17 protein-coding genes and 1 tRNA gene are annotated in these 16339 nt (G+C 57.2%); 8 read left to right on the forward strand and 10 right to left on the reverse strand.

Annotated elements, in window-relative coordinates; translation table 11 throughout:
- Positions 1–513: a hypothetical protein gene (locus YERSI8AC_RS01905; RefSeq protein WP_027957659.1), complete on the forward strand. Its 513-nt coding sequence runs from the start codon at positions 1–3 to the stop codon at positions 511–513.
- A gap of 20 nt (positions 514–533) precedes the next feature.
- Here YERSI8AC_RS01905 and YERSI8AC_RS01910 read toward each other — a convergent pair whose 3' ends face one another.
- The 6 genes from YERSI8AC_RS01910 to YERSI8AC_RS01935 all read right to left on the reverse strand — a co-directional run bounded on the left by YERSI8AC_RS01910 (position 534) and on the right by YERSI8AC_RS01935 (position 3830).
- A complete protein-coding gene (locus YERSI8AC_RS01910; protein WP_009288546.1) occupies positions 534–1076 on the reverse strand; it encodes a TIGR00730 family Rossman fold protein in 543 nt (180 codons plus the stop codon).
- A 91-nt stretch (positions 1077–1167) separates the two neighbouring features.
- Positions 1168–1689 carry a DUF501 domain-containing protein gene (locus YERSI8AC_RS01915; protein WP_009288547.1) on the reverse strand — a complete coding sequence of 174 codons (522 nt, stop codon included), beginning with the start codon at positions 1687–1689 and terminating at the stop codon, positions 1168–1170.
- Positions 1690–1701: 12 nt separating this feature from the next.
- Entirely contained in the window at positions 1702–2004 is a 303-nt protein-coding gene (locus tag YERSI8AC_RS01920; RefSeq protein ID WP_007111787.1) for a hypothetical protein, read from the reverse strand.
- Positions 2005–2045: 41 nt separating this feature from the next.
- Positions 2046–2453 (reverse strand): acyl-CoA thioesterase, encoded by a 408-nt coding sequence (locus tag YERSI8AC_RS01925; RefSeq protein ID WP_027957662.1) that lies wholly within the window; start codon positions 2451–2453, stop codon positions 2046–2048.
- Positions 2454–2539: 86 nt separating this feature from the next.
- Entirely contained in the window at positions 2540–3346 is an 807-nt protein-coding gene (locus tag YERSI8AC_RS01930) for a hypothetical protein (RefSeq protein ID WP_009288548.1), read from the reverse strand.
- A gap of 52 nt (positions 3347–3398) precedes the next feature.
- Positions 3399–3830, reverse strand: a complete 432-nt coding sequence (locus tag YERSI8AC_RS01935; protein WP_022520367.1) for a hypothetical protein — start codon at positions 3828–3830, stop codon at positions 3399–3401.
- 37 nt (positions 3831–3867) lie between these two features.
- Between YERSI8AC_RS01935 and YERSI8AC_RS01940 the strand changes: the two genes are divergently transcribed.
- On the forward strand, positions 3868–5034 hold the full coding sequence (locus tag YERSI8AC_RS01940; RefSeq protein ID WP_138800371.1) for a MalY/PatB family protein: 1167 nt from the start codon (positions 3868–3870) through the stop codon (positions 5032–5034).
- A gap of 16 nt (positions 5035–5050) precedes the next feature.
- On the opposite strand, the gene YERSI8AC_RS01945 is transcribed toward YERSI8AC_RS01940, so the two are convergent.
- The gene (locus YERSI8AC_RS01945; RefSeq protein WP_027957665.1) at positions 5051–5995 is read right to left on the reverse strand and encodes a co-chaperone YbbN; all 945 of its coding nucleotides are present in this window, start codon (positions 5993–5995) and stop codon (positions 5051–5053) included.
- 207 nt (positions 5996–6202) lie between these two features.
- Positions 6203–7261 carry an SDR family oxidoreductase gene (locus YERSI8AC_RS01950; protein WP_138800372.1) on the reverse strand — a complete coding sequence of 353 codons (1059 nt, stop codon included), beginning with the start codon at positions 7259–7261 and terminating at the stop codon, positions 6203–6205.
- 140 nt (positions 7262–7401) lie between these two features.
- Here YERSI8AC_RS01950 and YERSI8AC_RS01955 point away from each other — a divergent pair, with 140 nt between their 5' ends.
- Positions 7402–8340: a LysR family transcriptional regulator gene (locus YERSI8AC_RS01955; RefSeq protein WP_159175981.1), complete on the forward strand. Its 939-nt coding sequence runs from the start codon at positions 7402–7404 to the stop codon at positions 8338–8340.
- Positions 8341–8557: 217 nt separating this feature from the next.
- On the opposite strand, the gene YERSI8AC_RS01960 is transcribed toward YERSI8AC_RS01955, so the two are convergent.
- A tRNA-Met gene (locus YERSI8AC_RS01960) sits at positions 8558–8634 on the reverse strand.
- Between the two features lie 271 nt (positions 8635–8905).
- On the opposite strand from YERSI8AC_RS01960, the gene phbB reads away from it, so the two are divergent.
- Entirely contained in the window at positions 8906–9652 is a 747-nt protein-coding gene (gene phbB / locus YERSI8AC_RS01965; protein ID WP_009288260.1) for an acetoacetyl-CoA reductase, read from the forward strand.
- A 62-nt stretch (positions 9653–9714) separates the two neighbouring features.
- Here phbB and YERSI8AC_RS01970 read toward each other — a convergent pair whose 3' ends face one another.
- The gene (locus tag YERSI8AC_RS01970) at positions 9715–12531 is read right to left on the reverse strand and encodes a DUF349 domain-containing protein (protein ID WP_159175982.1); all 2817 of its coding nucleotides are present in this window, start codon (positions 12529–12531) and stop codon (positions 9715–9717) included.
- Between the two features lie 226 nt (positions 12532–12757).
- On the opposite strand from YERSI8AC_RS01970, the gene minC reads away from it, so the two are divergent.
- From minC to sbcB, 4 genes are all read left to right on the forward strand, one after another.
- Positions 12758–13504 (forward strand): septum site-determining protein MinC, encoded by a 747-nt coding sequence (gene minC / locus YERSI8AC_RS01975; protein ID WP_027957729.1) that lies wholly within the window; start codon positions 12758–12760, stop codon positions 13502–13504.
- A 157-nt stretch (positions 13505–13661) separates the two neighbouring features.
- The gene (minD, locus tag YERSI8AC_RS01980) at positions 13662–14480 is read left to right on the forward strand and encodes a septum site-determining protein MinD (protein WP_027957730.1); all 819 of its coding nucleotides are present in this window, start codon (positions 13662–13664) and stop codon (positions 14478–14480) included.
- Positions 14477–14728, forward strand: a complete 252-nt coding sequence (gene minE / locus YERSI8AC_RS01985) for a cell division topological specificity factor MinE (protein WP_007111776.1) — start codon at positions 14477–14479, stop codon at positions 14726–14728. The genes minD and minE overlap by 4 nt, the downstream gene beginning before the upstream one ends.
- Before the next feature lie 81 nt (positions 14729–14809).
- Positions 14810–16303 carry an exodeoxyribonuclease I gene (gene sbcB / locus YERSI8AC_RS01990; RefSeq protein ID WP_159175983.1) on the forward strand — a complete coding sequence of 498 codons (1494 nt, stop codon included), beginning with the start codon at positions 14810–14812 and terminating at the stop codon, positions 16301–16303.
- Positions 16304–16339 lie beyond the last annotated feature (36 nt).

The following is a 16339-nucleotide window of genomic DNA, read 5'->3' on the forward strand; positions in this document are numbered from 1 at the left end:
GTGTCCGAGACGCTACCCACAGTGCTAGATATTGAAGCGTCCGGATTTGGGCGCGGCAGCTACCCCATTGAAGTAGGCATCGCCCGTGCCGATGGAAGCTGCTGTGCTTTTCTCATTCAACCGCTGGAAGAGTGGACGCACTGGGATCCCAAGGCTGAACTGCTGCATGGCATCTCCCGTGATCGCCTTATTCAGGAGGGCTACCCGGTACGCCAGGTCGCCCACTGGCTGAACGATGAACTACGCGAGCTGGGTAAGGCGTACAGCGATAGTTGGGGGTACGACAATACCTGGCTGTCGCTGCTCTTCCATCATGCGGGTATGCTGCCGCGTTTTCGCCTTGAGGCGCTAAGAATTCTGCTTAGCGAAGAGCAGCAGGCAGTGTGGAGCGACACCAAAGAAGCGCTGATCGCCGAACAGGGTATTCACCGCCACCGGGCAGGTGAAGATGCCCGTTTACTGCAGCTTACCTATCAGCATACCCGCAAGCTCACCGAGCACCCGGGACGTTAGTAACTCTTCCCTCACCAGTTTTATAGCTGGGCCTCCAGCGCCTCAAGCAACTCATTGGGGGACGGTGCATCGAGCAGCATTTCGCGGGTGGGAGACGCCAAAAAGCCATGACTAACCGTGCTGTCTAAAAAGGTCAGCAGCGGCGAATAGAACTCGTCGATGTTCAGCAACCCCATCGGTTTTTCATGCAGTCCTAGATAGCCCCACGTCCATATTTCAAACAGCTCTTCCAAGGTGCCAATCCCGCCGGGTAAGGCAATAAAAGCATCGGCGTTGGCCGCCATGGTGGCTTTGCGTTCGTGCATGTTGCGCACCCGAATCAGCTCGCTCAAGCCAAAGTGGGCCTGTTCGCGCTCCACCAGGTGGTCGGGCATCACACCAATGACTTCACCACCGGCCTCAAGTGCTGCGTTAGCCAGCTCGCCCATCAGGCCAACGCGTGCCCCACCATAAACCAACGTGTGGCCGCGTTCAGCGAGGGTGCGCCCCAGTTGATTGGTGGCCTGGCGGAAGGCAGGGCTGTTACCTTCACGGGAGCCAAGATAAACGCAAATTCGAGCCATTCGTTTATTTCCTGTCGTTAAAAAATGAACGTGACTAAAACCGTAGCCAAAAAGAAAACGAGATTACTACGAGGCTTAGGTTAAAAGGGGCTTAGGGTAAACAGCGGTCTACCTGATGATGCTCATCCATCCACTGCCCAATCACATTATCACCGCACAGGTGGTGGGCGTACTGGGTGTGCAGGCAGCGTATCTGATGCCAGTTGCTAATGCCGCCAATGCCGCGTTCGGTCATCACGTTGGTGTAACCCAGCTTAGCGACTTCTTCACGCTGAGCATTACTCATATAGTCCCAGCGAGCGGTCACATAGTCGCGATGGCTCTGTTGGTAAGCCTCAAGAAATTCAGGCTCTTCCTGTAGGCGTTGTTCGAGCGCTTTGATAACCCCAACGGCTTCGATGCGGGAAATCTCAACTTTCAGAACATCGGAACAGAGCCAATACAGGGTGGGGAAGGGTTTACCATCGACAATCGGCGCCATACGCAGTACTAGCGGTGTACCTTCACCGTCGGTGGCGGCTACCGCTTCGATACCACGCGGTGCGCGGCCAAGCTGCTGGGCAATAATGGCGAGCTGACGTTCGTCAGGCGCTTGGTTGGTGCGTATCACCATTGGGTTGGTCTCTCACGAACGGTCGTCTTGAACAAATTTAGTCGAGCGGCCAACGGCACGGAAAAAGCAGCGATTGAGCTGTTCAGGCGACGCGACATAGCACCACGTCCGCTCACAGTATTCAGCGGCTCGTGCCATTAGCACGTCATAAAGGCGATTGAAGGGGGCATCATAATCGTAGGGATCGGCACCAAACAAGCGGATATGCGGATAGTCGGCAAAGCGCTCAATAAAATAGCGCTCAAGGTCTGCCTCCACGGCGCGATGCTGGGCGACGTTGTCAGGGTCTATCCAGAGGTTGTAGCGGATTGCCATTATAAGGCTCCTGTTGCCCCGGTAGTGCAGGGCAGCGTCGATCAGGCGGGCTCAGGCGCGTCTTGAAGGTGCGACATTAGCGCCTCGCGCAGGTCACCCTCAATAGGCATGGCGCACTTGGCCTGGTGGTCATACTGCACCATAACCGTATGGCCCAGGTTAGTGAGCTTGCCGTGCTGCCGCGCCTCTTGGGTGACTGTAAACGAGCTATTGCCTAATCGCGTTAAGTAAGTACGTATTTCGATATCGTGACCGTAAAACAGTTCAGCCCGGTAGTCGACTTCCATGCGCGCCATAATCAAGCGCCACTGCTTGGGGTTTAAATCAGGGGTAAAGAGTTTGAACAAGTCATTTCGGGCAAGCTCAAACCACGCTGGCAGGCGGGTGTTGTTAATGTGCCCTAAGGCGTCAGTATCGTAAAAGGCGGGCTCAATGGTACGGGTAAACATGGCTTGTCCTTGTTATTAAAAAAACAGGTTATTAGTAAGGGTAATCGCAACGGCAACGTTTAGGATTAACCCAAGCAAGCGCTTGGTCAAGCGGTGCGGCGTTGATACCACGCAATGAGTTGCATCCACCCCAACAGCCATAGCGTGGCAGCAGCGAAGCCGACCAATGTGCCCCATAGCAACCCTAGTGTGCTGTAAGTATAGGAAACACATAGCGTGTAACTCAGTAGCGAGCCAAGTCCCATCGGGTAGTGCTTGATCACCGTCGCCACCGGCGCTGCCCCATGGTTCAGGTGTAGGATCAGCAAAAAAGGCAGCATCGTGACGGGAAAGGCGGCCAACGTTCCCGCCCAGGCGGGCGGCAGCCAGTGGGCCAGGCTGGTAATGGTAAATATGATCACCGTGGCAAGTGCCGCGCGGGCGGCAAGCGCCGGTAACGAAAACGTTCTGCTGGCGGGTATCCTGACATCAGTAATGCTGCGAAATAAGCCGCTGAACAGAGCAATGGCGCATAGCGTCACCAGCGTGCCGCTCAAACGCGTGAAGTTAAACTGAGCGAGCAGCGTGCTAACGGCGAGCCAGGCAACCAAGCCGCCCGCCACGCCGCCAATGACACCTTTAACGCCCGGCTGTCGTCCTGCCATCCAATAACCGGCCCCTAGCGCCATTGTGGCCGTAAAGCCCGCCAGGGTATGCACCGCACTTTGGGTCGCAAACTGAGGGGAAATTTCCAAGCCGATAAAAAATAGCGCCAAGGCCGTGCCTAACGGATAGCCCGCCAGCAGGCCCGCCATGCGCGGGCTAGCACGCACAGCAATCGCGCCTAGCCCCAGCACCATGCTGATCGAGAGCCCTAATTTCGCTAGCTGCCAAGTGAGAGGGACTTCAATCATGCGGCGTCATCCTTGCTGTTTTTGTTTGGGTGCTGTCAGCGCGCGCTTTTAATTAAACCAAGCGCAGGCCTTGCTGGTCGCGCCATGCGGCCTCAAGGGCATCTTTTAGGGGCGCTTTCAAGTGCGCGGGGAGCGCCTCCTGCGCCGCTTGGAGTGAATCAAACGAACGGTTGCGCAGCCAGCAGTAAGCCCAGGCGCAGGCTTCGGCGTCGCTATCGGGGGTCGGGCGAGCGGGCATTTGATTGAGCAGAAAGACCGCAGTGCGCGGCGCCCATAGCGGCATTTCACCTAGCTCATCCTGGCTCCACTGCTCCAGGGTGGCGCCGCTGGGCGTGGCGTCGGGTGTACCTAATTTAGCTACCCGTGCTGTTTCAGCCAAAATGAGCGCTAGCTGATCCGTATTCGCTTGCCCAAGCGAGCGCCATTGCCGCAACAGCGCCGATAGCCCCGCCCGCATCTTGGTATAAAAGTCATCTTGCGGCATGCTTGGCACAACCCCTATTGAATGAGTGAGATTTTTCATGGCCTACGATTTTGCCACGCCTGTGGAGCGACGCCACCCAGAAGGTGGCTGGGCATCGCAAAAATGGCACCGCTACGGCGACGACGTACTGCCCCTTTGGGTCGCCGATATGGATTTTCGCTCCCCGCCTGAGGTGATTGATGCACTGCAGGCGCGCGTGGCCCACGGTGTATATGGCTATGGCGAAGTGCCTGCTACGTTAACAGAAACCCTGTGCCAGTGGAGCGCCCACCACTATGACTGGCCCATTCAGCCGGAGTGGCAGCAGTGGCTGCCGGGCGTCGTGCCAGCTTTGCACCTGGCCGCGTTAACGCTGACCGAGCCAGGCGACGGTGTATTGACGGTAGCGCCGATCTACCCGCCATTTTTAGAGGTTGCAAAGCGCACCGGGCGACTACCCCAGCAGGCGATGCTGGCAGCGCCTTCAGCACCCAATGAGCCTTGGCAGCTCGATATTGATGCCTTGGAGGCCGCTATTACGCCACGTACGCGCTTGCTGCTGTGGTGCCAGCCCCACAACCCTACGGGGCGAGTGTGGCGCCATGAGGAGCTTGCAGCGCTGGCTGAGCTAGTGGAGCGCCACGACCTTTGGGTGGTCTCCGATGAGCTGCACTGCGACCTGTTATTGGACGAAGGCGCCCAGCACCGCCCGTTAGCCGCGGCATTTCCTGAATTAGCGAAGCGCACCATTACGCTATGGGCACCGTCGAAAACCTTTAACCTAGCGGGCTTAACCAGCGCCTGCGCGGTGATTTCCGACCCCGCACTGCGTGAGCGCTTTGCGGCGGCTACCAAGGGGTTACTTCCCGATGGCAACGTGCTCGGCTTGGTCGCGGCGGAAGCAGCGTATCGACATGGCGAGCCGTGGCGCCAGGAGCTGTTAAGCGTGTTACGTGAGCATCGTGGGACGCTGCAGGCACGCGTAGCGGCTTGGCCGGGCGTGCGCTGGAGTGCGCCGGAGTCGACCTATCTGGCTTGGCTGGATATGCGCGAGGCAGGGTTAGGTGAGGCGCCCTACAAGACGTTGCTGAAAGAGGCGGGAGTAGCGCTTTCGGACGGGGCGGCCTTTGGCTGCCCCGGCTTTGTGCGGCTTAACTTTGGTACCACCGCTTCCCAGCTGGAAGCGGCGCTGTCTCGTATGGATTCCCTGCTGAAGCAGGATTGAGAGCCTTCAGAAGACCTTAGTACAGCATCGCAAAGAGCTTACGGCGGTAAGCAACGGTCAGCGGGTGGTCGGCGCCCAGGGCGTCGAATACCTGCAGCAGCGTTTTACGCGCGGCGTCATCATTATAGGCGCGATCCTGCTTCATCAGTGCCAGCAGCGCCTCCAGCCCTTCATCATAATGACCGTCGGCCACTTGGCGCAGGGCGCGCTGGTACTGCGCTTCGCTATCGGTACGATCGCCCAGGGCAGCAATCTCTTCGGCTGAGAGTGCCTGCTCGCTAAACTCGATGCTGGCGCGTACGCCACGCGCAGGTGCCGCGTCGCGCTCTTCCGGGGGCAGGTTATCGAGTACTTCACGGGCCTCACTGCCGCGCCCTTCGGCCACCAATACCCGTGCGAAGGCTACCTGGTAGGCATAGTGCTCTGGGTACTGGCCCATTAGGGTTTGATAAATCTCGCGGGCAGCGGCGGTGTCACCGGCTTTAAGCGCTTCTTCCGCCTGCTCTTCAGGGGTAGGCGGCGCTTCGCCGGGGGCTGGGAAGTAGCGATTGAGCCACTCGCGCACTTCTTTCTCCGGCAGAGCGCCCTGGAAACCATCCACCAAGCCGCCCTGGCTAATCAGCTTCACATCGGGCACAGAACGCACGCCCAGTTGGCCGCCGATTTCGGGGTTTGCTTCAATATCGAGCTTGCCGAGCAGGAAAGCGCCCGCGTACTCAACCACCAGCTTCTCCAGCACCGCGAGCAGGGTGCTGCTGCTTGCGTTGGACGGCGAGTAGCAGCCCATTAGCACCGGCACCTGCATGGACGCTTCAAGCACCTGCTGAATATTGCCAGCATTGAGCTCGATAATGACATCTTCAGGGCGCACCGCCGCTTGTTCAGCGTTAGGCGCGGTAGCGTCAGCACTTCCGGTATCCGCCGTAAGCGGCTTACCTGAGCGGGGATCGATAATTTGCATGGGTAGACTCGGCATCAAAAAATGAACAATAGTTCCCCATGATATGCAGGCATTTGCCGGTGGATTCAAGGAAGAGGAGGGAAATAAAACTCACTGCTAGTGGGTATCAAGCTACGTGAACCTGATAAAGCAGAAACAGGGTGCGGTTAGGCGCCCTGGATGAGCTACTATTTTTGGCATTGTTTCTGAAATTGCTTCTGAAATTACTTAAGGAATGATGCGCTCCGCGCGTAGGCGAGCGAACAGATCGAAAAACGCCGCGCGTGTTTCACGGAAGTGATCAAAGCCGAAATCTCGCGACTTGGTGACATCGTTGACGCACTCAAGCTCGCGCCCCAGGTCGGCATCGGTGTGCCACCAGGAGGCTAACTTGCTGACATCGGCTTCGACTAGCTCGTTCTTTTCGACAATCTCGGCCCAGGTAGGCGCAATGTCGGCCATCTGGGTTTCGAGCGGTTGTGGCGTTTCCGGGCAGTCGGCTACTTCAAGCTCGAAGAATTCGCCAATTTCATGCCACAGTCGACGCCAGCGGAACACATCGCCATTGACCGTATTAAAGGCCTCATTGTGGGCACCGGGCGTGGTCGCCGCCCACTCCATCTGCCGCGCCAACACCAGCGAATCGGTTAGATCGGTCAAGGCGTTCCACTGCACCTGCGAGCCAGGGAATGTGAACGGCTTGCCCGTTGCTTTGCAGATAGAGGCGTAAACCGCCAGCGTCACGCCCATGTTCATGGCGTTACCGCGGGCATAGCCGATGACCGTGTGCGGACGGTGCACGTTCCAGCTAAAGCCGTCCCGACCCGCCTTCGCGAACATGATGTCTTCGAGGGTGTAGTAAAAGTTCTCGCCAGGTACGCGGGGCGCTGATTCACGAAACGGCGTCTCGGTTTTACCGCTACCGTAGTTCTCGAAGGCACCCAGGTACTGCTTGGTGCCGGTCACCAGCGAGACATGCGCTAAGCTTGCGCCCTGCAGAGCGTCGAGCAAGTTGTGCATCATTGCGCCGTTGGCCTCGACGTTAGCCTTTTCATTTTCGCGCCGCACCCAAGTGCAATAAAACACGTGGGTGATGGGTAGCCCCGCCAGTGCTTCCGCCGTAGCCTCGCGATCTAACAGATCGGCAGCGACGGGAATTACCCCTGCTTGATCAGAGGGGCGACGAGATAATCCATAGACACTCCACCCGCTAGCGGTGAGGTAGCTGGCTAAGTTGCCACCAGTGATGCCGGTCGCGCCGACGACTAATGCGGTGCCTTTGCGCATCGTTAACTCCTTTTGTAGACAAAATTTTCGGAACGGGCAGTGGAAATGTGCTTTGTGTCCGATGAAAAGCAGTCTGGTCGCCAAGAATCATTGCTACAATTGGAAAAATCGCAAATCTTTATTGCGCTAGGAGCAACTCGATGGATCTCAATGCGCTACGCATCTTTGAGCGCGTCGCCGCGACAGGAAGTTTTACCGCCACCGCACGCCACTTTCATCGCGCCGTGTCGTCGGTTTCGCGTCAGATTGCCTCTTTAGAGGAGGCGCTTGGTCAGCAACTGTTCTATCGCCACACCCGCGCCGTGACGCTGACCGAGGCAGGTTTGCGCTACTATCAGGAAGTTCGCGAGATACTTGAACGACTCGACCTGGCGACGGAAGCGCTAACGGCCCCCAATACAGCGCCTAGCGGCGTGCTGCGCCTCAATGCTCCCGTGGCTTTCGGCCAGCGCCAAATCGTGCCGATTCTGCATCACTTTCAACGCCGCTACCCGGCGATCAAAGCCGAACTGATGTTAACCGATCAACTGACCGACCCGGTGCGCGAGGGCATCGATATTACCTTTCGTGTCGGCGAATTGGCCGATTCAACGCTGGTGGCACGCCGCCTAGCGTCAATGAACTACGTTGTGGTTGCTGCCCCCACCTATATACAGCGCTGCGGTAGGCCCAATACCCCAGATGACCTTGAACACCACGACTGCCTGCTCTACCAAGGTGAAATGGGTCGTCAGCGCTGGTACTTCCATCATGCCGAGCAGCCGCAAGCCTTTGCTTACAAAGTCGACGGCAGCCTGTATAGCAACGATGCCGAGAGCCTGGTGCGTGCCGCGCTAATGGGGCAGGGACTGGTGATGTTTCCCACCTGGCTGATCGCTGATGAGCTGGCCTCGGGCAAACTGCTGCCTCTGCTCGAAGCGTGGCGATGTGAAGTCGTGCTAGGCAGGCGCGATATCCACGTGCTCTACGCCCAGCGTCGGCTGCACACCCGCAAGGTAAGCGCTTTTTTGGATCATCTGTTTGAGATGGTTGGATCTACACCAGAATGGGATCGCTGGCGTGAGCAGTTGGCGGTGTAAGGGTTCAGGCACAAAAAAGCCGCTGCCTTTCGATAACGGCTTTCTCTGTTGTATTGGATAGCGAGATTCGCTGGCTTTGGCTTTAGAATAAAAGCGAACCGATGGCCTTCAGGGGGGATGAGACGCTGAACCCGAGAGCTTTTCTGACTACTCTCACCGAACTCTAGGCAATAAAAAAAGGCAGACCAGTAAGTAACTGATCTGCCTTTAAAAATATTGGTAGCGGGGACCGGATTTGAACCGATGACCTTCGGGTTATGAGCCCGACGAGCTACCAGACTGCTCCACCCCGCATCAACGTGTGGCGTATTCTACAGAAGTTTTAGGTGAAGTCAATAGAGTGATTAACACGTTTGGCTTATAGCCGTTGATTATGACCTGGGGCAACATGGGGTAAGTGCAGCTATGCTTTATATAGCCATAACAAAAAGCTTACGTTGGTGCATTGTTCAAGAAAATTATGCACTAGGGTAATACAGGCGCAGTCGCGCTTATTCACAATGGCTTGCGGCGCGATGTGCGTGCTTTGAGATCCAAGCCATTTGTCATTTCAGGGAGGTAGTCAATGGCCAATCAAGCCCCCGTCGCCTGGGTAACTGGTGGAACTGGTGGTATCGGTACGGCAATTTGTCGTTCGTTGGCAGATGCGGGATATCTGGTCGTGGCGGGTTATCGCAACCCCGACAAGGCTAAGACCTGGCTAGAAACGCAGCACGCCGACGGCTATCGCAATATCGAATTGTCGGGTATCGACCTTTCTGACCACAACGCCTGCCTGGAAGGAGCCCGCCAAATCCACGACAAGTATGGCCCTATTAGTGTGTTGGTGAACTGTGCGGGGATCACCCGTGATGGCACCATGAAAAAAATGTCTTACGAGCAGTGGTACGAAGTGCTCGATACCAATCTCAACAGCGTTTTTAACACCTGCCGAAGTGTCATTGAGATGATGCTTGAGAATGGCTATGGTCGAATTATTAATATTTCATCCATCAACGGTCGTAAAGGTCAGTTTGGCCAGGTCAACTACGCGGCGGCGAAAGCCGGTATGCATGGCTTGACCATGTCGCTGGCACAGGAAACAGCGACCAAAGGGATTACCGTCAATACCGTATCGCCTGGCTATATCGCCACCGATATGATCATGAATATTCCAGAAAAAGTGCGCGAAGCAATCCGGGAAACAATCCCGGTGAAGCGCTACGGCACGCCAGAGGAGATTGGTCGACTGGTTACCTTCTTAGCCGATAAGGAGTCAGGATTTATCACCGGTGCGAACATCGATATCAACGGTGGTCAGTTTATGGGCTAGTGATTAGCCCAAGAGGAGAGCGCAAACGGGAGGCTATAAGCCTCCCGTTTTCTTGCTAACGCTTAAGGTAGCGGGACTCGCGCTAGTCGGCTAAGCAGGTTATCCAGCTCTTCTACTTCAGTGTCCCATAGCGTGGCTGGCATTGGCCCTAGCGCCAATAGCGCGATCAAGATGTTGATCACTTCTTGATCACGGCTGCGCTCTTGATTGAAGCCTTCATTCAAACGCTCTACCTGAATCGCCAAGCGCAGCGGCTCATCGCTCTGCCGCACGCTACCCACGGCCAGCATCGAGAGGTGCACTCTCAGTCTGGCGAGGGAGTCGGCGATGCGAGTGTGATCAGCGTCTGATAGCGGTACCGCTACGCTATGGCGCTGTTGATTGCGTGCGTTATGCGCCTCATTAAAGGCGGTAGGCAGTGAAGTGCCGAGAGCCGCTTGTGCGTCCACGTTGCTTGGGATCCCTTCGTCGAGGTAGCGCTGGTCGGCAGTCAAGTGAGCGCTCACTAATGGCATGATCGCATGCCACTGTTGAACTGTATCGGCAACCGCCAGACGGTTTAAGCGTTCTCGGCGCGCACGCACGATGCCACTCATCCGCCGCTGCATGCCTTCGCTGCGCCGATTGCGTGGCAACGGCTCAAGTTGATTGGCTTGTTCGATAAAGCGCTCCAACGTGGCCGACTCACTCGCCTCAATCGGCTGCCAGCTATCCATTTCGTCGATGAGGGCTTGCATCTCATCAAGCTGCTGTTGCTGGCGCGCTGCCTGCTCAGTTTTATGCGCATCGCGCTGGGCAAAGAGTTGATCACATTCGTGGCGGAAGGTTTTCCACAGCGTTTGCTCTTCGCCTTTGGGTGCCCGGCCCAGGGCCCGCCACTGCTGCTGCAGCTGTTTGGTCAAGTGAATGCGCTGTGCAAGAGGTTGGCTTTCGTCGCTGCGCAGCGCGCTCACCTGGCTGATCAGATCCCGTTTTTGCGCGGCGATAGTTTCAGCGCGCTGATCGATCAACGCCTGTAGCTGATGGCGAATGACACCAAAGCGCCGCCCAACGGACTCGGAGCGTTCACGGGGAACGGGGCTGTAATGTCGCCACTGGTGGCGCGCTTTGTCGCGGATTTGCCGTAGCACATCGGGGTCGGCGTCTTCGGCGGGCTGAGCCAGCAGGTTTTCCAGCTGATCGCACAGCGCTTCGCGGGCTTGAAGGTTTGCCTCACGCTCTTCGCTGAGCTGGTCTCGCCAAGGGGCGAGACGTTCGTGGATGCGATCCGAGGCGCTGCGAAAACGAGCAGACTGTTCGCGGTTAGCCGCCGCATCTCCCAGTGATTTCCACTCTTTGACCAGTTGGCGATGGTGGCGGTCAAGTGCTTCTTCTGCCATATGGCGGTCATTCGCGAGGGTTTCGATGCTGTCACATAGCTGCTCGCGCTTTGGCCCGGCGACAAACCCCCGCCAATCGCGTAATTCCGCGAGCCGGGCGGCTAAGTGCTTTAAGCGCGTTTTGAGCGGTTGAGCGGCTGGGCTTTCCAGCGCTTCAATGCGCGGCTTTAGCCGCTGATGCAGACGGCTGGCACTTTTAAAGGCGCCGCGCTCTAACAAGTGCTCAAAGGTGTCGAGTTCTGCGCCATGTGCTTTTAGGGAGGCGTTGTCTTCTGTCGGCTGCGAGGGCGTAGTGTTTTCAGCGTTGAGGGCCGCTTGGGCACGGCCGAGCAGCGCGGGCGGCGTTAAGGCATCCGGCCATTGGCATTCGCTCATCAGCGTGGCGAGGGTAGCGTGGTCGCCGTTGGCCAATGCGGTTTCGATGGGGGCGCTTGCCGCGCACCAGCGCTGCCATGCCTCTAAGCACTGGTCGTAGTGATGAATCGCCAACGTGTAGCGCTGGCGCATGGTCTCACTGGGCGGATGGATATCAGAAAGCGCCTGCCAGCGTTGGCCTAATAGTTGGCGCTGGGCGCGCAGGCTGTCGATATCCTGCACGGTCATGGCTGAGGCGTGGCGCAGGCCATCAAGGGTTTCTTCGATGCCTTCAAGCAGCTGTTCGCGGGTGTTTTCGGCTTCTTCACGGCGCTCGTCGCTCTGCTGGCGCGCCTGCTCCTGGGTTTCGTGGTCGTGAAGCGTCTTGCGGCAATTGAGCACCGCTTGATGAAAGCGCTGCTCTTGCTCCACGCTTGGCGGCTGGTTCAACTGTTCCCACTGCCGTTCAAGGTGGCGAAAGCGGCCGCCATAGAGGGGTTCCCAAGGCGCACGGGCGTGCTGCTCTAATTGATTCAGGAGCGTTTCGCGTTGCTGCGCTTCTGCTTCTAGCCACTGGGCGTCGCTACGCAAGCGGTTGAGGCGTTCCCGTGCCAGACGCACCACTTGGCGGTCGCGGCGGGCCTCTTTTAACAACCGTTTTAGCCCCTCTTCGCCCTCAATGCGTTCGGCAGCCTGATGGCGAACGGCGGCCACGCCGTTGTGGCAAGCTTGATGAATCAGATCATTTTCATCGCCCAGCTTGCTCAGTGCGGTCAAGCGTAGATTCAGGTTGTCACCCTGCAGGGCCACCGCGCTCAGTACCCGCGGCTCTTCGATCTGTTCCACCAAGGATTGGCGTTGGTGCAAGTCGGTATGGCCTTCACGCCCGCTGAGCCGTTGGCAAATAGCATTGAACCAGGCCTCATCCTGCTGGTGGTGCGAGTAAGCGTCGACCAGGCCTGCGCAGTCATCCAGGGCTAGCAGCGCGGCTAGGCGAATCTGGCTGTCGCTATCTTGAGTGAGCGACTGCAGCGCTTGGCGCTGCTCTGCTTGCTCAGGGTTCAATCGCTGGAGGGCCTGACGGCGCACCTCGGGGTCAGGGTGCTGCCACCGAGGTGCGAACAGTCGTCTTAACAGTCCGTGCATGAATCATCCTGCTAGTATGAAATGCGTAGCATGAAAAAAGCGGCTCAGTGGTTGCAGTCACCGGCGCTGTCGCTTAGCTTGGCCTTACTATGGTGTGATAAACGTCTATTTTCTAGGCCACACTGCTTCTAGACCACACTGTTTTTAGACTACAGTGTTTCTAGACGACGAAATGCGTGATAGTACGCTACCTTTATCTTATCTGAACATGACGGGGAGTTCGGCCATGAGCCTTAACGTGGATAGTGCCGTAGTGGCCTTTACCTTCAAAGGGGGCATGTTGCCGATGACCGTCATGGAGCTAAGTAGTGCTGATCCGGAGCAAATCCGGCAGCAGTTGGCTGGCAAATTCTCCCAGTCTCCTGCTTTCTTTCAGCATACACCGGTTGTGCTCAGCGTGGAAAAACTCGATGAACCCCACTTAGCCCTTGAACGCATTTGTGCTGTGTGCCGTGACCACAAGCTGTTGCCGGTGGCCGTACGCGGTGGCACCGAGCCGGTGCGCCAATCGTCCTGGGCGCTGGGATTGGGGTGGTTTCCACCAGTGGCAGAGGGCCGTGCCCGGGGGCTTGAAAGTGTCAGTAATTCGCCAGTGCAAGAAGTCTCCCGTGAGGAGGCAGTAAGTGAGGCGGAAGCGCCAACGCTCGCTACGCGGCTTTATCGCGGTACCGTGCGGTCGGGGCAGCAAGTAAGCGCCTCTGATGGAGATTTAGTGGTGATTGGGGCGGTGAATGCCGGTGCTGAAGTGCTGGCCGCTGGCAGTATTCATGTTTATGGCGCGCTGCGTGGCCGTGCGTTGGCGGGTATTCATGGCAATATCCAAGCGGGTATTTACTGCCGCGAATTGGAGGCTGAACTGCTTTCAGTGGCAGGTAATTACAAACGCTCTGAAGATATTGATGCGCAGCTTCTGGGGCGGCCCGCAGAAGTTCACTTTACAAAAGAACAGCTTGAAATTAAGCCACTGGGCTAAGGTATTTGTATGAGGCTGCGTTGGTGCTTCATGCCTAGCGACGCCGAAGACGCTATCCGTTACAGTATGGCATGTTGATGACATTGACGTTCCCGTTATGCGCAGAGCGCCAGCTGTCTCGCGCTCGCGACGAACGACTTCAAGAAGGAAGTGACTCTTGGCCAAGATAATTGTAGTGACCTCTGGTAAAGGAGGGGTCGGTAAAACCACCAGCGCGGCGGCAATCTCTACGGGGCTTGCGCTGCGCGGTAAAAAAACAGTCGTAATTGATTTTGATGTGGGCCTGCGGAATCTCGACCTGATCATGGGCTGCGAACGACGCGTGGTGTATGACTTAGTCAACGTGATTCAAGGCGAAGCGGGGCTTAACCAGGCGCTGATTCGTGATAAACGCGTCGAGAATCTGTTTATTTTGCCAGCTTCTCAAACCCGTGATAAAGACGCCTTGACCCAAGAGGGGGTCGCGGAGATTCTGGAGAAATTGAAAGAAGATTTCGATTTCATTCTTTGCGATTCACCTGCCGGTATTGAACGTGGTGCACAGTTGGCCATGTACTTTGCCGACGAGGCGATTGTGGTCACCAACCCGGAAGTGTCGTCAGTGCGCGACTCTGACCGTATTTTGGGGCTGCTGGCCTCTAAAACCCGACGTGCCGAACAGGGCGAAGACCCTATCAAAGAGCACCTGTTGGTGACCCGCTATAATCCCGAGCGTGTGACCTCAGGCGATATGCTGACGCTCGACGATATCCGCGAAATTTTGGCGATTAACCTGCTCGGCTTGATTCCTGAGTCTGAGGCCGTGCTGCGTGCCTCTAATCAGGGCGTGCCCGTCACCCACGATATCTCCAGCGATGCGGGCCAAGCGTACAGCGATACGGTATCGCGCCTGCTCGGCGAAGACATGCCGCTGCGTTTTCATGAAATGCAACGCAAAGGCCTGCTCAGCCGTATGTTCGGGGGAGGTCGTCGATGAAACTGCTTGAGTTCTTGAAGCGTGAGCGCAGAAAATCCGCCTCGGTAGCCAAAGAACGTTTGCAAATTATTGTGGCGCATCAGCGTAGCCAGCGCGGGCAGCCCGACTATATGCCGATGCTTGAGCGCGAGTTGCTTGAGGTGATCCGTCGCTACGTCCATGTGGATGACGACGCCATTCAAATTTCCTTGGACAGCGAAGACAACTGCTCAGTGCTTGAACTAAACGTTACGCTCCCCAAAAGCTAACCCTAAGCGCTGAAGACGCGGCGAAAGGGGGGGCGGGTGTGCTAGGCTTAGGCTTTTAACTGCCCAGCGGAGTGATTGTTCATGGCGCCACCCAATGCTGCCCCTGCCAGTTTTCTATGGCATGACTATGAAACCTTCGGGGCGGATCCGCGTCGCGATCGGCCCGCACAGTTCGCAGCCCTGCGCACTGATGCTGACCTGAACGAGATCGGTGAGCCGATCGAGCTCTACTGCAAGCCCGCCGATGATTATCTGCCTCATCCTGCCGCATGTTTGATCACCGGTATTACGCCTCAAAAAGCCCAACGCCATGGTTTGCCCGAAGCAGAATTCGCGGGCGAGATTCAGCGCCATATGAGTGAGCCGGGCACCTGCGTGGTGGGTTACAACAGCCTGCGTTTTGATGACGAAGTCTCCCGCCATCTGTTTTACCGCAATTTGCTCGACCCTTATTCCCGTGAGTGGCAAAACGGCAATTCCCGCTGGGATTTAATCGATGTTGTGCGCGCCTTTTATGCGCTGCGTCCTGATGGCATTGAGTGGCCGCTGCGCGAAGACGGCGCACCCAGCTTCAAGCTTGAGCACTTAACTGCGGCTAACGGCATCGCCCATGAGGGTGCCCACGATGCGGTAGCCGATGTACGGGCCACGATCGCGTTGGCCCGCTTGCTCAAGGCGCGCAATGCGAAGCTGTTCGACTATCTGCTCGGCCTGCGCGGTAAGCGCGCGGTGGCCAAGCAGCTTGACTTGCCTAATGCCAAGCCGCTGCTGCATATCTCCCGCCGCTATCCTGCCAGCCGGGGCTGCAGTGCCCTGGTGATGCCGTTGGCTGAACATCCGACAAACCCTAATGGGGTGATCGTTTACGATTTGAGCGTTGATCCCAGCGATATGCTGAGTATGTCGGCGGAGCAGGTTCGTGAGCGCGTGTTTGTCAGTCAGCAGGATCTAGCCGAAGGCGAGGCGCGTATTCCGCTGAAGGTGATTCATATCAACCGTTGCCCGGTGGTATTTCCCGCCAGTGCTTTGAAAGACGTTGAGGGGCCTCAACAGGGTGAGTATGGCACCATCGTCGCGCGCTTAGGCTTGGATGTGGCGGCCTGTCGGCAGCACTGGAAAGCCCTGCGCGATGCCAGCGGTGTCGCCGCAAAGGTCGCCGAGGTATTTAGTGCAGGCTACGACGATGCGCCGCAAGACCCTGATCTAATGCTCTACTCAGGCAGTTTCTTCTCGGCTGCCGACCGTCAGCAGATGGAGCGGGTGCGAGAGATGGAGCCGTGGGATTTGGTAGGGCTGCGCTTTGCGTTTCAGGATCCGCGCTTGGAAGAGATGCTGTTTCGCTTTCGTGCGCGCAGTTACCCCGACACGTTGGAAGGCGAAGAGCGTGAGCAGTGGGAAGCGTTTCGCTGGATGCGGATCAATGATCCGGCTTTGGCGGGCTTTACCCTCAAGGCGTTTGCGCGGGAAATCGCTCAGTACAATCAGCAGACCCTTACTGATCGCGAGCGCCAGATTTTGGAAGAGCTGGTGATGTTCGTGGAAGCCATGATGCCGGCTCAAGCATTTGACGCCTGAGCCGGTACCCGTTTAGGTCACTCCTGTAGGGAGTTC

It is taken from the genome of Halomonas sp. 113, from assembly GCF_904067645.1.
Classification (GTDB): Bacteria; Pseudomonadota; Gammaproteobacteria; order Pseudomonadales; family Halomonadaceae; genus Vreelandella; species Vreelandella titanicae.

What these genes read in the sequence shown, in the direction of transcription:
- YERSI8AC_RS01910 (WP_009288546.1), bottom strand. Translation starts at nt 1,076, where the DNA reads ATGGCTCGAATTTGCGTTTATCTTGGCTCCCGTGAAGGTAACAGCCCT.
- YERSI8AC_RS01915 (WP_009288547.1), bottom strand. Translation starts at nt 1,689, where the DNA reads ATGGTGATACGCACCAACCAAGCGCCTGACGAACGTCAGCTCGCCATT.
- YERSI8AC_RS01920 (WP_007111787.1), bottom strand. Translation starts at nt 2,004, where the DNA reads ATGGCAATCCGCTACAACCTCTGGATAGACCCTGACAACGTCGCCCAG.
- YERSI8AC_RS01925 (WP_027957662.1), bottom strand. Translation starts at nt 2,453, where the DNA reads ATGTTTACCCGTACCATTGAGCCCGCCTTTTACGATACTGACGCCTTA.
- YERSI8AC_RS01930 (WP_009288548.1), bottom strand. Translation starts at nt 3,346, where the DNA reads ATGATTGAAGTCCCTCTCACTTGGCAGCTAGCGAAATTAGGGCTCTCG.
- YERSI8AC_RS01935 (WP_022520367.1), bottom strand. Translation starts at nt 3,830, where the DNA reads ATGCCGCAAGATGACTTTTATACCAAGATGCGGGCGGGGCTATCGGCG.
- YERSI8AC_RS01940 (WP_138800371.1), top strand. Translation starts at nt 3,868, where the DNA reads ATGGCCTACGATTTTGCCACGCCTGTGGAGCGACGCCACCCAGAAGGT.
- YERSI8AC_RS01945 (WP_027957665.1), bottom strand. Translation starts at nt 5,995, where the DNA reads ATGCAAATTATCGATCCCCGCTCAGGTAAGCCGCTTACGGCGGATACC.
- YERSI8AC_RS01950 (WP_138800372.1), bottom strand. Translation starts at nt 7,261, where the DNA reads ATGCGCAAAGGCACCGCATTAGTCGTCGGCGCGACCGGCATCACTGGT.
- YERSI8AC_RS01955 (WP_159175981.1), top strand. Translation starts at nt 7,402, where the DNA reads ATGGATCTCAATGCGCTACGCATCTTTGAGCGCGTCGCCGCGACAGGA.
- phbB (WP_009288260.1), top strand. Translation starts at nt 8,906, where the DNA reads ATGGCCAATCAAGCCCCCGTCGCCTGGGTAACTGGTGGAACTGGTGGT.
- YERSI8AC_RS01970 (WP_159175982.1), bottom strand. Translation starts at nt 12,531, where the DNA reads ATGCACGGACTGTTAAGACGACTGTTCGCACCTCGGTGGCAGCACCCT.
- minC (WP_027957729.1), top strand. Translation starts at nt 12,758, where the DNA reads ATGAGCCTTAACGTGGATAGTGCCGTAGTGGCCTTTACCTTCAAAGGG.
- minE (WP_007111776.1), top strand. Translation starts at nt 14,477, where the DNA reads ATGAAACTGCTTGAGTTCTTGAAGCGTGAGCGCAGAAAATCCGCCTCG.
- sbcB (WP_159175983.1), top strand. Translation starts at nt 14,810, where the DNA reads ATGGCGCCACCCAATGCTGCCCCTGCCAGTTTTCTATGGCATGACTAT.